Below are 14,836 nucleotides of genomic sequence, written 5' to 3' on the forward strand. Positions count from 1 at the left end.
CAGCTCCCACCCCGCACCGCTCGCGCATCGCCTCCGCCATGGCCAAGGCCAAGGTCCTCACCGAAGCCATGCCGTACATCCGGCAGTTCGCCGGCAAGACGCTGGTCATCAAGTACGGCGGCTCGGCGATGGTGGACGACACCCTCCGGTCGAGCTTCGCCCGCGACATCACCCTGCTGGGGCTGCTGGGCCTCCGGCCTGTGGTGGTCCACGGCGGCGGCCCTCATATCTCCAGAGCAATGGCTCGCGCGGGGATAGAGCCTCGCTGGGTGGACGGCCTGCGGGTCACCGACGAGAAGACTCTCGGCGTCGTCCGGGCGACGCTGGGGCTCGAGATCAACCCCGACATCGTCAGGCTGTTGGAAGATCACGGCGCCGATGCGAAGGGGTTCAGCGACCTCGGCAGCGACCTGCTGGTCGCTCGCCAACTCCATGCCGACCTGGGCTTCGTGGGTAAGGTCGTGGGCGTGAACACCGGCCCGATCCGCGGCCTGCTGAACCAGGGCGTGGTGCCCGTGCTGGCACCCCTGGCGCGCGGCAGTGACGGACACGACTACAACATCAACGCGGATACCGCGGCCGGTGCGCTGGCCGCGGCGCTGGGAGCCCGCAAGCTCATCTACCTAACGGATGTCGAGGGGCTGTACCGGGACCTCGATGACGAGGACAGCCTGATCGAGGCCATGTTCCTGGACGAACTACGGGAACTGTTGGGGAACGGTAGTGTCTCGGCCGGGATGCTCCCCAAGCTCAGGTCGTGTATCAGGGCACTGGAGGACGGCGTGCCCCAGGCCCACATACTCGACGGCCGGATCCAGCACGCCGTCCTCCTCGAAGTATTCACCCCGGAAGGAATCGGAACGATGATCACACCTGGAGGCAAATCGTGACCAACCCTCTGACCATTTCCGAGCGGGAGGCCGCCTCGATCATGCAGACCTACGGCCGATCCCCGGTGACCTTCGTGCGCGGCGACGGGTGCCGCCTGTACGACGAGGAAGGCACCGACTATCTCGACTGCCTGGCCGGGATCGCGGTGGCCTCCGTCGGGCATGCGAATGCCGCGGTCGCCGCGGCCGTGGCGCGCCAGATGACCCGACTGGTCCACGTATCCAACCTCTACTACATAGTCCCGCAGGTCGAGTTGGCGGAGAGGCTCACGGCCCTCTCCGGATTGGACCGGGTGTTCTTCGCCAACTGCGGCGCCACCGCCAACGAGACCGCCATCAAGCTCGCCCGGCGGTGGGGCCAGAAGACCCGTGGTCCTGACTGCTACGAGGTTGTCTCGTTGCTCGACTCATTCCACGGACGGACGCTCGCGGCCCTCGCCGCAACCGGTCAGCCCAAGAAGCAGTCGGTCTTCCAGCCCCTTCCCCCGGGTTTCATACAGGTACCGGCCAACGACATCGACGCCATGGCGGCGGCGGTCGGGCCGCAGACCGCCGCCGTGATGGTCGAGACCACCCAGGGCGAGGGCGGCATTCTTCCTCTGGACGTGGACTACCTGCAGGCTGTGCGCGAGCTCTGCGACGAGCGCGACGTCCTGCTGATCCTCGACGACGTGCAGGCCGGGATCGGGCGTACCGGGTCGTGGTTCTCCTGGCAGGACCTGGGGATCGAACCCGACATAGCCACCCTCGCCAAAGCACTGGCCAACGGCCTGCCGATCGGAGCCTGCCTCTCTACGGAGCGGGCGGCAGTGTTCGACTACGGGGATCATGGCACCACCTTCGGCGGCGGACCCGTGGTCACGACGGCGGCGATGGCCGTGCTGGACGAGATCGAACAACGCGATCTGCTCGCCAACTGCCACCAACGGAGTCGTCAGTTCGTTTCCCTCCTGAGTGAAGTGCCGGGAGTCAGTGCAGTCCGGGGTCGGGGGCTGATGCTCGGCGCAGTGCTCGACTCCCCACGGGCCGCCGAGGTCAACCAGGCAGCCCTGTCCAACGGGTTGCTGGTCAACAACGTGACCGCCGACACAGTGCGCTTCACTCCACCCCTGGTGATCACGGAGGACGAGACCCACGAGGCTGTCTCGAAGTTCGAGGCCTCGCTCGGGTAGGCCTCTCGGAACGCTCCACAATCCCCGGACCACCCTTCCTCGGTTTCTATCATTGCCGCGCCCAGGGGGAGGAGGAGACGATGAGAGTCCGGTGGGTTGACACTCCGATGATGTCCAGGCTGGTGGCGGTCCCGCTGCTGCTCGCGCTCCTGGTGGCACCGGCTTGCACGGACGGGAACGAGGCTGAGCCCCATCTCGGTGACGGATCGCTCGGCCTCATCGAGGTGCTCAACGGCCAGCAGATACAGGTCCGGGCCTTCTATACCAACGGGGGAGACCTGTCCCTGTTCGGCAACTCGGCCGAACAGGCCATCGTGTTCGCCATCGAGGACTACGGCCCCATCAAGGGCCGTGAGGTCAACCTCGGGGCGGCACTCGACGATACCTGTACCTCCGAAGGCGGTCTCGCCGGAGCCCAGGTCATCGTCGCGCAGGGCGACGTGGCCGGGGTCATCGGGACCAATTGCTCGATAGCGGCGGCCGAGGCATCACCGCTCCTTACGAAGGCGGGGATGGTGCTCATCTCTCCCGGCAACACCGCGCCGTCGCTCACGTCCGACCTGGCCGGCAACGAGGGGATCGACCACTTCCCGGGCTACTACCGGACGGCCCACAACGACCTCATCCAGGGCGAATCCGTGGCTAATTTCCTCTACGGAGAGGGCGTGATGACTGCAGGGGTGGTTCATGATGGCGGTCCCTACACAATGGGTCTGGCCGCCGCCTTCTCCAACGCTTTCGCAGAACACGGCGGTACGATCACCGGTACTTGGGAGGTGGACCGCGAGGACGAGGATCTGGTCCCGGTTCTCACCGAGATAGCCGCCGGTGAGCCGGAGGCCCTGTTCTTCCCGATCTTCTGGCCGACCGGCCGTTACCTGGTGGAGCAGGCCGCGGAGATGCCAGGGTTCTCGGAGATGGTGTTCGCTACCGCCGACGGATTGCTCAACGACGACTTCCTGAGGCTGCCCCAGAGCGAGGGCACCTACGTCTCCGGTCCCGATTCCCGCTTCGGGGACAACACCAACCAGACCACCGGCCAGAGCGCTCCCCGCCTCCGGGCCCGGTACGTGGAGACGGCGGAAGGTTCGCCGACCGGTACATACTGGGGCCATGCCTACGACGCCACCGTCCTGCTCCTGGATGCGATCAGCGCGGCCTCCTACGTGAGGTCGGAGGATGGGGCCCTCGTGATCGACCGGGCCGGAATACGGGAGTACCTCGACAACCTGTCAGGATTCCAAGGTATTACGGGAGTCCTCAGTTGCGACGAGTTCGGCGACTGCGGCGCTTCCCGGGTTGTGATCCATGAGCACCTCGACTCCACCGACATCGAAGCCACCCGCCAGAGCGTGGTCTACGAGGCTGGACCCGGCGACCGGTAGCACCGGCGCACCCTTCAGCAGAGCCCGGGAGGTAGCGGCGCTCCACTCTTGAGAAGAGAGATTCTCAGGCCGGGGCTCTTCGTTTGAATGCGAGCGCCAGTGCGAAAACCCCGCTCGCCACCAGGGTCATGGCGGGACCGGCCGACAGGTTGAGGTAGTAGGAGACATAGAGGCCTGTGACGGCGGCCGCGGCCCCCAAAGCCGCGGCGGTAATCATGATCGAGACAAAGCGCCTCACCAACAGGTACGCGGTGGCGGCGGGTGTTACCAGCATTGCCAGGACGAGAACAATGCCCGCCGCCTGGATCCCTATTACCACGACGAGGGCGAGCATGACCAGGAAGGCGTAGTCGGCAACGTTGGCTCGTGTGCTGTTTACCTGCGCTCCCAGGGGGTCGAAGCTCGCAAAGAGCAGCCAATGGTGGAGAGTGAACAGCCCCAGGATGACCACCACCGTTATCCCGAGGGACACATAGATGCCGGTGGGGGTTATTGCCAGGATCTGCCCGAGAAGCAGATCTTCTATATTAACCTTAATCGTCGTTGACCTTGCCAGCATCACTAATCCCAGCGCAAACATGGTCGCAAACAGAATGCCTATGGAAGTATCCGAGCTGAGGCCCGCACGCCGGCTCACGGTCCTGACCAGCAGGGCGACGGCGACCCCGGTCGGGACTGCGGCTATCGCCGGGTTGATGCCGACTATGTACCCGAGCACTATTCCCGGAAGCACGGCGTGGGCGAGCGCGTCGCCAATAAAGGCTAGGTTCCTGGTGACGGCGTACGCGCCGACCAGCGGACACATCACGCCCACAAGGATCGCGCCGATAAGGGCTCTCACCATGAACCCGTGTTCTAGTGGCGCGACGACGAAATCAATCACGTCGAGTTGTTAGGAGGGTGCTGAGAAAGATGGGGACGGGTTGTCCCGCGACGTCTTGACCTGGGGTTTCGTTCCGAGTAGCGGGCCAACTGGACACTCTTCTGTACCCTCCTAGCGCCCCCCTTCGGTCGTGAGGCGCACACCGTGGGCGCCGTACATCTGCTCCATGACCTCGGACGTGAAGACCTGCTCAGGAGGACCGCAGGCGCACACATGGCGGTTCAGGCACAGCACCTGATCGAAGCGACCGGCCAGGTTGGTCAGGTCGTGCGTCGCCAAGAGCACGATTCGCCCTTCGTCCCGTAGGGTCTGGAGGACTCCGACCAGGGCTTCCTGGGCGGCGACGTCAACCCCGCTGAAAGCCTCGTCCAGCAGGAGCACGCTTGCCTCCTGGGCCAGCGCTCTGCCGACGAATACCCTCTGCTTCTGGCCTCCAGACAGCTCCGTCATCAGAGCGGAGCGATGATCCCACAGGCCGACGCGGCCCAGGCACGCCTTCACGATCTCTCGATCTCGCCTCCCGGGCCGCCGGAACCATCCCAGCCTGCAGCAACGGCCCATCATTACGACGTCCATCACGGTCACCGGGAGCCGCCAGTTGACGCTCTCTCGTTGAGGCACGTATGCCAACCCTCCGCTCTCCTGTCCCGCACGGTGAAGGGTTACCGTGCCTTGGCGAACCGGAAGGAGGCCGGCAATAGCATTGAAGAGAGTGCTCTTGCCGGCTCCATTAGGTCCTACGACGCCCATGAGGGTCCCCGCTTCCACGTCGAAGGTGACGTTGCTCAGGGCCAGGTGCCCGCCGATCTCCACAGACACGTCCTGAAGGGACATGCTCGCCCTGTGAGAGATCGGCGCGGCGATCACTTCAGTGCCTCAACGATGCGTTCCACGTTGCTCCGTACCATGCCGAGGTACGTGTCAGCGCCGCTGCCTTCCTCCCCGAGGGAGCCCGAGTAGAGCTGGACCACCGTCGCGCCGGTCTCCCTTGCTACAGCTTGTGCCAACTTGTCGCTGACTGTCGTCTCGCCGAACAGTGCCGGCACGTTGTGTTCCCGTATCACATCGACCAGTCCCGCAATGTGCGCCGCAGAGGGCTCCACATCAGTCGCCAAGGACGGTATGACCAGGCCGACTATCTCGAACCCGTAGAGCTCGGCGAAGTAGGAGAGGCTGTCATGCGACGTCACCAGCAGTCTGCGCTCCGGCGCCACCGCACTGACCTGCTCCTGGGTCCAGGCGTGAAGCTCGTCGAGCTTCTTCCCATACTCCGAGGCGTTCTGACGGTAGAAGTCCGCGTTCTCGGGGTCTATGGTCGCAAGCCGAGCGGCGATCTCGTTGACCGCGATCTTTACCCGGATCGGATCGAACCAGAAGTGCGGATCATGAGTGCCGTGATGGTGGTGAGCGTGGCCGTCTCCTTCGTCCGCGTGGTCATCGTGGTCGGCGTGATCATCATGATCATCCGCATGGTCATCGTCGTGGTCATCATGATCGTCGTGGTCATCGTGACCTTGATCGGGCGCGCCGCCCGAGTCGGCGACACCGACGAATGCCAGGCTCGACGGTGCGCCGCCGACGTGCCATTCCTCTTCGATCTCCATGTGCGTGAGATGGACCCCGAGGACATGACCGCTGTTCGGGTCGGCGACGTACATCATGTCGCCGACGACGACCATCGCGGGTGAGGGACTCCCGAACACCATCTCGAACGGGTCGACCAACTGCATGGTGCCTATCAACTCGCCGTCGTGAGCGTCGAAAGCGCGCAGAACGCCGTCAGCCGCGAGCATGTAGAAGGTTCCGCCGTCGCTCGAGAACGCAGCCGCAGCACTGGGCTCAGGGAACACCTCGCTCATTTCGCCGTGGCCCACGTCCACCAGCCAGACGCCGCCCTGGACACAACACTCTCCGCCGGGGAAGAGGGTCGATTGGCCGAAGAAGTGCTCGCTGTGATGGTGACCGAAGTACTGGCCGATCGCGAACTCTCCGTATTCACCGGCCTCCGGTGGATATGGGATGAGCTCACGCTCGTACTCGCCGTCGTGCGCGTGCAGGAAGAGCGTCCCGTCCCAGCAGCCGAAGACGGCGCCGTGCGCGTTATGCGACTCGCCGTGCAGGCGATGGCAGGCCCCTGCGTCGAAGACGAGTTCGTTGTCAAACGTACGCACTTCAACACCTTCCGGAAGGATGTTCCAGAAGTTGGGGTTCTCGAGGTACTCGGGATGCGGAGTCGAGACGGCGACGTGTCCCTCAGAGATCACCAGGGCTGCGCCATGTTGCGGCCCGGCCTCTAGCACGATTGGTTCATAGTCGCCCGTCGAGCCGGCCAGATCTTGCTCGTTGATCAGGATCACGTGGCCGCTGGCGTCGGCGAAGATCGTGGTCCAGCCGTAGGTGTTGACGTAGTGGACCGGCATTTCCTCGACGATCTCGAGCGAGTGGCGTGACACGGGTTCGGTGACCAGGTCGTAGTGATCGCCGTGTGGGACGAGGAACACACCGCCGTCGAAGACGTGGATCCGGTCGTCGCCGTCCTCCGGCCCTCGGGCCAGCACGATGCCGTATCGGTGGGTGGGGCTGGGGTACACGGTCGCGCCGGGGGCGGCGACCTCGAAGACTCCGCTGTCAACGTCATCGGTCGATAGATCGATGACGGAGAGGTGCGCTTCTGCCGAATCGGCAACGAGCAGGCGCCCCATGATCATCTCGCCATGGTGATCATCCGCGTGATCATCAGGATCATCAGCGTGATCATCATGATCGTCCATGTGGTCATCGGCGTGATCATCATGATCGTCGTGGTCGTCCGCGAACTCGATGGGATCGACAACGTCACCGAGCGCGACTATCCGGGACTCATCCGCACTGGCGCTGTGTAAGAGATCCTCCAGCCAAGCGGCCTCGAGCTCGAGACCTACGGTGAACACGACATCCGCATCCGCCACCCTGGCGACGTCGCGCGCTCCCGGCTGGAATGAGTGCGGATCGCCACCCGCCGGCAGCAGGCCGAAAACCTCTACCCTTTCTCCACCTACCTCTCGAACCCAGTCGGCCACGAAGTTGGTGGTTGCCACCACCTGGATCGGCGGCCCGGAGGGTGTGGCACCCTCCCCGGCAACCGTTGCGCTCTCCGCGGCAGCAGTCGGTTGTGAGGCTTCCGTTGTCGGCGTGTCCTGGTCACCTCCGCAGGCAACCAGTAAAGCCACACCGAACATGAGAAGGCCCACAGTCAATGCCCGGGCCAGAGGTCCAAAACCTATGCTGCGATCTCGCACCGTCAACATTCCACGTTTCCTTTCCAGTTCGTAGGGGAAAATGAAAATGAGAATCATTCTCATTTTAGCGTCCCCCGTAGTGCAGATCGAATCGATCTCACGAATCGCGAACCTCTACCGTTGAATAGGTAGATGAACCTGCCTCCCTTCCAGACGCTCGTCGACGAGCACGCCAGGCCGCTCTATCGCTTCCTGTGCGGAATGGTCGGCCCGGTGGCGGCCGACGACTGCCTGCAGGAGACCCTTCTGGCGGCGTTGCGGGCCTACAACGGTCTGAGCCATGACGGGAATCTGAAAGGCTGGCTGTTCACGATCGCCCATCGCAAGGGCATCGATCACGTGCGGAGGTACGCCAAGGAGATCCCATCTCCCTCTCCCCCGGACCGCGCCTCACCACCCCAGACCGTACGGGACACCGACCTCTGGAACCGGGTTGCCCGCCTGCCGCCCAAGCAGCGCACGGCGGTCACTCTGCGGTACCTGGGCGATCTGCCCTATGCGGACATAGCCTCGATCATGTCCACCAGCGAGTCGGCCGCCCGCCAAAACGTGCGCGCCGGTCTGGCCTCCCTTCGAAAGGACCTCACATGAGCAGAGTTGCCGACCGGATCAGAAACCTGCCATCGGACAATCACACGGCTCCTGTGAACCGTTTCGCGCGCCGGGCGGTCGAGGAGGGATCGGCCCGGGTCGCCTACAGCGCGGTGGAGTCTCCCATCGGTGATCTGACCGCCCTGGTAACTCCACGAGGCCTCCTTGCTCTCGCGTTCGAGACGGATGACCTGGATCGGATCATGGAGTCTGTGGCGACCAAGGTGTCCCCTCGCATCGTCCGGGCGCCGTCGGCGGTCGGGCGGGTGCGGTCCTGGCTCGACTCCTACTTCGACGGCCGTCCGCAGCCCGTGCCCGGCCTCGACCGCTCCCTGATCACCCCCTTCCAGGAACACGTGCTGACCGCCACCGCGGGCATCCCGCTGGGCGAAGTCCGTACCTACGGTCAGGTAGCGGCCCTCGCCGGAAACGCCAACGCGGCTCGCGCCACGGGTCGAGCGTTGGGCGCCAACCCGATCCCGGTGGTGCTTCCCTGCCACCGTGTGGTCGCCGCCGACGGCAGCCTCCACGGCTACGCCGGAGGTCTCGACCGCAAGCGACTGCTCCTCGACCACGAGAACGCCATCGCCGCCGTCCGGACCTAGTGACCAGCCTCCGGTGGACCGGTTGTCCGATCGTTACCCTTCCGCTATGCGGCCTACCGTCATCATGAAGGCGGCCATGACCCTGGACGGGCAGCTGGCTGCGGCGGACGGAACCTCCCAGTGGATCAGCTCGCCGGAGGCACGCCGGGATGCCCACCGGCTGAGGGCACAGGTCGATGCCGTGATGGTCGGCGCCGGGACGGTACGGGCCGACGATCCCCGGCTGACCGTGAGGCTGGCGCCCGACGGCGGTCCGGACGTGAAGCAGCCGGTGCCCGTGATCGTGGCCGGGTCGGGTCCGCTTCCGGCCGGAGCGCAGCTGTTCCGCCGTGATCCCGTCGTGCTAGCGCCGAGGGATGTGGACCTACCGGGGCGCCTGATCGTGGCGCCCGACTCGACGGGTGCCCGCGTGGACCTCGCCAACGGCCTCGACCGGTTGGGCTCGCTTGGAATAGCGACCATCATGCTGGAGGGAGGGTCCGGCATGTTCCGCTCGTTCCTCGATGCCGGTCTGATCGAGCGGGCTGTCCTCTACTACGGCCCGCTACTGGCCGGAGGGATCGGTGCTCCCATGTTCGGCGGTCGGTGGGAGACCCTTGCGGATGGACGCGCCGTGCGCATCGGAGAAGTCCGCCGTCTGGGCCGCTCGATGCGGGTTGATATCGATCTGGCCTGCTGAGGGAGAATCGAAGTTTCCCACCTGCCGTCGAGCTATGGGCGAGCAACTCGTGCCGGCCGGCGAAGCCCGTCCCGACCCCGGACTCCGCAGAGCACTGGCGCTCACCACCCTGTGCCAGGACCAACTCGACGATGGGACCGCACCCGGTACCGGGCCCGCGAACGCCGCCTCGCCCTTCCGGACCAGCAACCGCCCGATCCGGCCTATGTCGCTGGACCCTGCTGGACAACTTCGAGTGGAGCTTCGGTTATCCGCGCCGCTTCGGCCTCGGCCTACCGTACCGGGATGTCATCGCCCCGAAACGCCGTCTGGCTCGACGCCCCTCCGCATCCCCGTGCCCTCCTGCTCGACTACTCCGGAGCCCCCGACGCCCCGGTGCCGGCGGAGCGGTTGGAGCCTAGAGCGATCGTCGCGGCCCGGTAGGCCCCTGCCATGAACGAGGCCATCTGCTGACGGGTCGTGCAGGCATCGGGAGAGAAGGTGGTTCGCGACGTACCTTCCGTCAGGCCGAGACCGTAGATACGGGCGATGTCGCCCCGCAACGTGGCCTCTCCCCCGTCGAGATCTGTGAAGGGTGTCGGAACCGTGGGAGCCAGACTTCCCGTCACCACGGCGTGGAACCTGGCCAGGAGGGTCGCCATCCGGCCCCGGGTCACGCAGGCATCGGACGAGATCATCGCGAACGGCTCGCTTGCGATGATGCCGAGCCCGTAGAGACGGCGGATGTCGTCCCTGTGGGCCTCCGGAGCCTCCCCGAGGTCCGTGAAAGGCGTCTCGGCCAGCGGAGCGTCACCGCCCTCCACGGCGGTGAACAGCCGGGCGAGGAAGGAAGCCGCCTGTGGCAGCGACACGGGCCTGCGCGGGGAGAAGGTGGTGTCCGAGGTGCCTGCCGTGATACCGAGCCGGTAGATTCGGTGGATGTCGTCGCGGTGGACGGACGAGGCGTCTCCGAGGTCCGTGAACGGCGTCTCGGCCACCGGAGCCTCGCCCACCGCTTCCGGTCCGCCAACCGTGGGGTTCCTCCCGAGTTGCAGGCCTACGATCACGGGATCGTGATCCGACGATCGAAAGGCGTTGGCCTCGTAGGTCGGTAGCACAGTCGACTTCCGCTCGTAACCCCGCTCGCCCGGGTCTTGGACATCGTCGTTGTAGTCGAGCAGTGGCGGCTCGTCGGCGTTGATGTACCACCCGGCTACCCCGGTGACCTGGCGCAGCATTGACGGGCTGGCCAGGGCGTAGTCCAGGTATCCGAGCTGGCCGTCGAACAGGTACCCATAGGCGTCGGTTCCCACGAACCGCCTGATCAGGTCGGTATAGCCGGCCGCTTCCAAGGCCCTGACCGGATCTTCCCGGGCGTAGGCGTTCAGATCACCGATGATCAGGATGTCGGGATCCCCGCCGGCTGTCGGATCGGTGGCGAGGTACCGGGCGAGGGCTTCGGCGGCCGCCGTCCGGATGCCGTTGCAGTTGCCCTGACCGTCCCGGAGATCCGGATCGCCCAGTTCCTCGCAGCTCGATCCCTTCGACTTGAGGTGGTTGACGGCGACCGTGAAGCGCTCTCCGCTCGTCACTTCCTCGAACGTCTGGATCAGACCGGGCCGGTTCTTCGTGTCGACGAAGCCCGCATCCACCGACGAGTCGATGATGGCGTGCGGCCCGGCGGGTGTCACCGACACCGTCCGGTAGATCAGCCCGACCTTGATGACATCGCTCCCGATGATCCCCGTGTCTACGTAGGCAAACTCGTCAGGGCCCGCGGTGGCGTTGAGGCCGGCGACCAGATCGGCGAGCGAAGCCGAGGCGTTGTTCTCGAGCTCCACCACCCCGAAGACATCCGCGTCGATCGCGACCATCGCGGCGACGATCTTGTCCCGCTGCCGACCCAGTTCCGCCACCGAGTGGGCGCCCCTGCAGCCGATGTCGCCGGCCGGCCCGCAGCGAGGGGTCCCGTCATCGATTGTGGTGAAGTAGTTCAGAACGTTGAAGCCGGCCACCTTGAGGCGGCCGCCCACATCGGCGGGAGCAGCGGGCCGTGGATTGTCCGCGGTGAAGGTGTAGCCGAACCGCTCGGGCACGGGCTGGATCCGCCACGCGTCGACTGCCCAGTGCATCACGCCACCCAAGCCGCTGATCGAGTCGCCACCCCGGAAGTGATTAGCGGTGCTCAGCCCGCCAGTCGGATACGGATAGGCTTCGTCCTCCCCCTGCGGCGGGAAGGTGGCATCGTTCTGGTCGCTGCTGCCGTCGTCGAGGATGATCCGCCTGGTGGCCAGGTCGGCCAGGAACGCGGAGTATCCGGCCACGCTCGGCGTGTGTCGATGAGTGAACTGGTACGGCCGGCGCCCTTCGGTGAGTACCAGCTGACCGTACCGGGCGAGCCAGTAGTACTCGCTGACCACCAGCTTGCCGGAGAACGTGACGATCATGCCTTCGACGTTCTCGAAGGTTCCCTCCGCCCGGGTACTGCCGGGGGCGGGAAGCGACAGTGTCGTAGCGGTCGGAAGATCGTTTCCCGATGAGCGGATCGCGACGCTGCCGGTGGACGCATTGATCTGGCTTGCGCCGGCGAACTCCCCCGCCACACCGACCACCGTCACGCGGTCGCCCACGGCCAGGCCGGCCGGGCACGCGGCCGAGCAGTAGACGAAGATGCCCTCGGAGGTCGCCGGGTCGCCGTCGCCGTCTACGTCCTCCTCCTGGAGGAAGAAGCCAGTCAGCAGGTCATCCCGCTCGAACAGGGACGTGACTGTCGCCTCGACCATGACCGGTCCTGTGATCGCAACGGTCGCCCCGCTGCCCTGTATCTGCGAGATGCGCAGCAGTTCGGGCGTGGCTGCAGCAGTGGCCGGAGTGTCGGAGCGGCGCATCTGGTGGGCCGATGCCGGCCCGGATGCCTGGGCCGGTCCGGTACCGGCCGCGATCAACCAGGCAACGACGAGGACCAGTGCGGCCCGGGCGCCTGTGGACTGGCGTTTCAAGTCAGAGCCTCCCCGGCCGGCGTCTGTGAGCGTGGCTCGGATCGTAGACATGTCGACATGCCGTCGATCCCGACCGCGGACGGAACAGCCCTGGTCTCATCATCGCTTGAAGGTCCTCCGACGGACGGTCCGGTAGTCCGGGAGGGCTCTACATGGCAGGTATTTTCAAGACCCAGCCGATGTGGATCAGATCGGGGTTGGTCAAGGACCGGCCGTCGGCCTGGATCTGCCCCTGGTTGAGGGCGAAGATCTCGGGCCAGCGGTTCTCGTCCCCGAGGTGGGTCATGGCGATCTTCCGCAGGGTGTCGCCCGCCCGGACGGTCACCCCGGTGGTCTCGGGCTCGGGCTCGGGCTCGAGAGCGACGATCCTGCCCCCGCCGCCGGCGGGGTAGTCGGCGGCCGTTATCTTGCCCTCGAGGTCGATCGATATGTAGTTGGCCAGCGCCTGCTGGTAGCTGACGCCCAGCTTGGTGAAGGCGATGTCGCCCAGCGGGTAGCAGTCCCCGCCGTTCGCCAGGAAGTCGATCGTGGCCAGAACGACCGGACCTCCGGCAACCACCTGCCCATCGCTGACGATGACCGTGCCGTCGTCGAGGACGACTTCCCTAACCCGCTCCCCGGGGTTGCCGACCAGCGAGCAATCGCCGTCGCGGGCGATCTCCCTGGCAGGAGCCGATGGATCGTACGTCAGCGTGAATCCCGACACCTGGGCGAACTGGCCCCCGGCGCCGGGCAGGCGGTCCAGTCCCTGCTCCAGCAGGACGTGGAAGGTCTCGCGCGAGACCTCGGCCACCACTACGAAGTTCCTGAACGGTGCAATGTCCCAGGTGGTCCCGGTGGTGATATCACCCGGCGGGATCAGCGAGCTGTTGCGGATGCCGCCGCCGTTCTGGATCGCCACGTTTGCGACCGGGATACCGAACGAGCCGGCCAGGTTGGCAGCGGTGGCTCGTAGCGCGTCGGCCATCAGGTTGCCCTCGTTGGTAGCCATGATGCGGATCTGCGGTCGGCGGCCGTCCAGCGCCACCTCGCTGGTTCCGATGACCTCGGCGTCGATCAGCGCCACCGCCGCCGACAGTGGCTCGATGACCTCGGCCTGCACGGTGGGATCGGGCTCCACGTCGAAGCCCACCCCGACCGACCGTCCTACCGCCGCGGTCACGTTTCCGGCGGCGTCGAAGGTGACGTTCAACTCACCGATGCAGCGGTACCCGCCCGGGGCGGTGATGACCGGCACCATCGTCCCTGACGCATCCTCGGCCATGATCGGGTAGGGCGCCACCGCTTCCTCTTCGGCCAGACAGGTGTCTCCCTCGTTGCGGAGCAGGTCGTCGCCACCTCCGGCGATCACCACGTCGACTCCGGAAAGGCTCCCGACCAACTCGATCTCCTCGGCCACATCCTGCAAATGGCTGACCAGGATGATCTTGTTGACTCCCTGACCGGTCAGGCTCTCTACCGCCGCCGCCACCGCCGGCAGCACCGGTGAAACGACTGCGTTCCGCGGAGTGGAGATGTTGGGCAGCATGGGGGTGACGGCACCGATCACGCCGACCCGCTCGCCGCCTGTCTCGATGATCGTGCTACCCGCGATGAGGCCCTGGTCCACCAGCGCCTGCAGCATGGGTTCTCCGGAGAAGTCCACGTTGGCGGACAGGAAGGTCACCGGAGGGGTGAATCCGGTCACGAACCGGGCGGTCACCTCCGGGCCCAGGTCGAAGTCGTGGTTGCCGAGGGCCATGGCGTCGTAGATGCCGCTGAGGGCGATCGAGTCATAGAGAGCACCCTCCCGGGCCAGGGATACCCCCAGCTCCTGGGAGGCCAGGAAGTTGTCCCCCGAGGTAAGCGTGACCAAGCCCGTACCGGAAGCCGCGGCCTGCAGTTGCTTCATGAGGGCCACGAACCGGGCTACGCCGGGATCGGCGTTCTCGTCCGGAAGGAGCTTCGACTCGCCGTCGTTGTTGTGCAGGATGGTGAGGGTGAAGCCCTCGTCGCCCGTATCCTGCGCTATCGCGGCCGAGGGTGTTGACACCATGATCCCGGCCAGCAGCGCAAGCCCGGCAAGGATCGCCCAGCCTCGCCTACGTCTTACAACCGTCATGCTCTTCCGCTCCTTGTCCACTACTTTCTCGCAAGCCTAGGTGTCACTGCGAATAGTGGAGAATCGATGAAGGGAGTCACGCCGGGTGATCGTGGAACCGATCCGCCGCCCCGTGATGAACCAAAGGTCCATCCGCTCCGAGGACGGAGCAGGCCGATGAGCCTGCCCGTCCGGTAAGGGACCGTCGGTACCGGGTTGGTGGGCATCGAACGCATCTGACCACGAGTCGGCTAGCGCGACAGGGCCGCAGGGCTAGGCCGGCTGCGACACGTAA

The 14,836-nt window shown here is 65.7% G+C and carries 11 protein-coding genes; 6 read left to right on the top strand and 5 right to left on the bottom strand.

Annotated features, from left to right (window positions below; genetic code table 11):
- Positions 1-38: 38 nt before the first annotated feature.
- The 3 genes from argB to OXM57_00915 all read left to right on the top strand — a co-directional run bounded on the left by argB (position 39) and on the right by OXM57_00915 (position 3,447).
- A complete protein-coding gene (gene argB, locus OXM57_00905) occupies positions 39-890 on the top strand; it encodes an acetylglutamate kinase (protein MDE0351238.1) in 852 nt (283 codons plus the stop codon).
- A complete protein-coding gene (locus tag OXM57_00910; protein ID MDE0351239.1) occupies positions 887-2,062 on the top strand; it encodes an acetylornithine transaminase in 1,176 nt (391 codons plus the stop codon). Before argB ends, OXM57_00910 begins: the two co-directional genes overlap by 4 nt.
- A gap of 80 nt (positions 2,063-2,142) precedes the next feature.
- On the top strand, positions 2,143-3,447 hold the full coding sequence (locus tag OXM57_00915; protein MDE0351240.1) for a branched-chain amino acid ABC transporter substrate-binding protein: 1,305 nt from the start codon (positions 2,143-2,145) through the stop codon (positions 3,445-3,447).
- Positions 3,448-3,511: 64 nt separating this feature from the next.
- Here OXM57_00915 and OXM57_00920 read toward each other — a convergent pair whose 3' ends face one another.
- The 3 genes from OXM57_00920 to OXM57_00930 form a co-directional block, all read right to left on the bottom strand.
- Positions 3,512-4,330, bottom strand: a complete 819-nt coding sequence (locus tag OXM57_00920; protein MDE0351241.1) for a metal ABC transporter permease — start codon at positions 4,328-4,330, stop codon at positions 3,512-3,514.
- A 111-nt stretch (positions 4,331-4,441) separates the two neighbouring features.
- Positions 4,442-5,164, bottom strand: coding sequence for a metal ABC transporter ATP-binding protein (locus OXM57_00925; protein MDE0351242.1), 723 nt, complete (start codon positions 5,162-5,164; stop codon positions 4,442-4,444).
- A 29-nt stretch (positions 5,165-5,193) separates the two neighbouring features.
- Positions 5,194-7,548: a zinc ABC transporter substrate-binding protein gene (locus OXM57_00930; GenBank protein ID MDE0351243.1), complete on the bottom strand. Its 2,355-nt coding sequence runs from the start codon at positions 7,546-7,548 to the stop codon at positions 5,194-5,196.
- 192 nt (positions 7,549-7,740) lie between these two features.
- On the opposite strand from OXM57_00930, the gene OXM57_00935 reads away from it, so the two are divergent.
- Genes OXM57_00935 through OXM57_00945 form a run of 3 tightly spaced genes read left to right on the top strand, consistent with a single transcriptional unit; the run spans position 7,741 to position 9,483 of the window.
- Positions 7,741-8,199: an RNA polymerase sigma factor gene (locus OXM57_00935; protein MDE0351244.1), complete on the top strand. Its 459-nt coding sequence runs from the start codon at positions 7,741-7,743 to the stop codon at positions 8,197-8,199.
- Entirely contained in the window at positions 8,196-8,804 is a 609-nt protein-coding gene (locus OXM57_00940; protein MDE0351245.1) for a methylated-DNA--[protein]-cysteine S-methyltransferase, read from the top strand. The genes OXM57_00935 and OXM57_00940 overlap by 4 nt, the downstream gene beginning before the upstream one ends.
- Positions 8,805-8,850: 46 nt before the next feature.
- On the top strand, positions 8,851-9,483 hold the full coding sequence (locus tag OXM57_00945) for a RibD family protein (GenBank protein ID MDE0351246.1): 633 nt from the start codon (positions 8,851-8,853) through the stop codon (positions 9,481-9,483).
- 350 nt (positions 9,484-9,833) lie between these two features.
- Here the strand turns inward: OXM57_00945 and OXM57_00950 are convergent, their stop codons facing one another.
- A complete protein-coding gene (locus OXM57_00950) occupies positions 9,834-12,461 on the bottom strand; it encodes an ExeM/NucH family extracellular endonuclease (protein MDE0351247.1) in 2,628 nt (875 codons plus the stop codon).
- A gap of 148 nt (positions 12,462-12,609) precedes the next feature.
- Positions 12,610-14,562, bottom strand: a complete 1,953-nt coding sequence (locus tag OXM57_00955) for a 5'-nucleotidase C-terminal domain-containing protein (protein MDE0351248.1) — start codon at positions 14,560-14,562, stop codon at positions 12,610-12,612.
- Positions 14,563-14,836: the final 274 nt, after the last annotated feature.

Source organism: bacterium (assembly GCA_028820935.1).
GTDB lineage: Bacteria > Actinomycetota > Acidimicrobiia > Spongiisociales > Spongiisociaceae > Spongiisocius.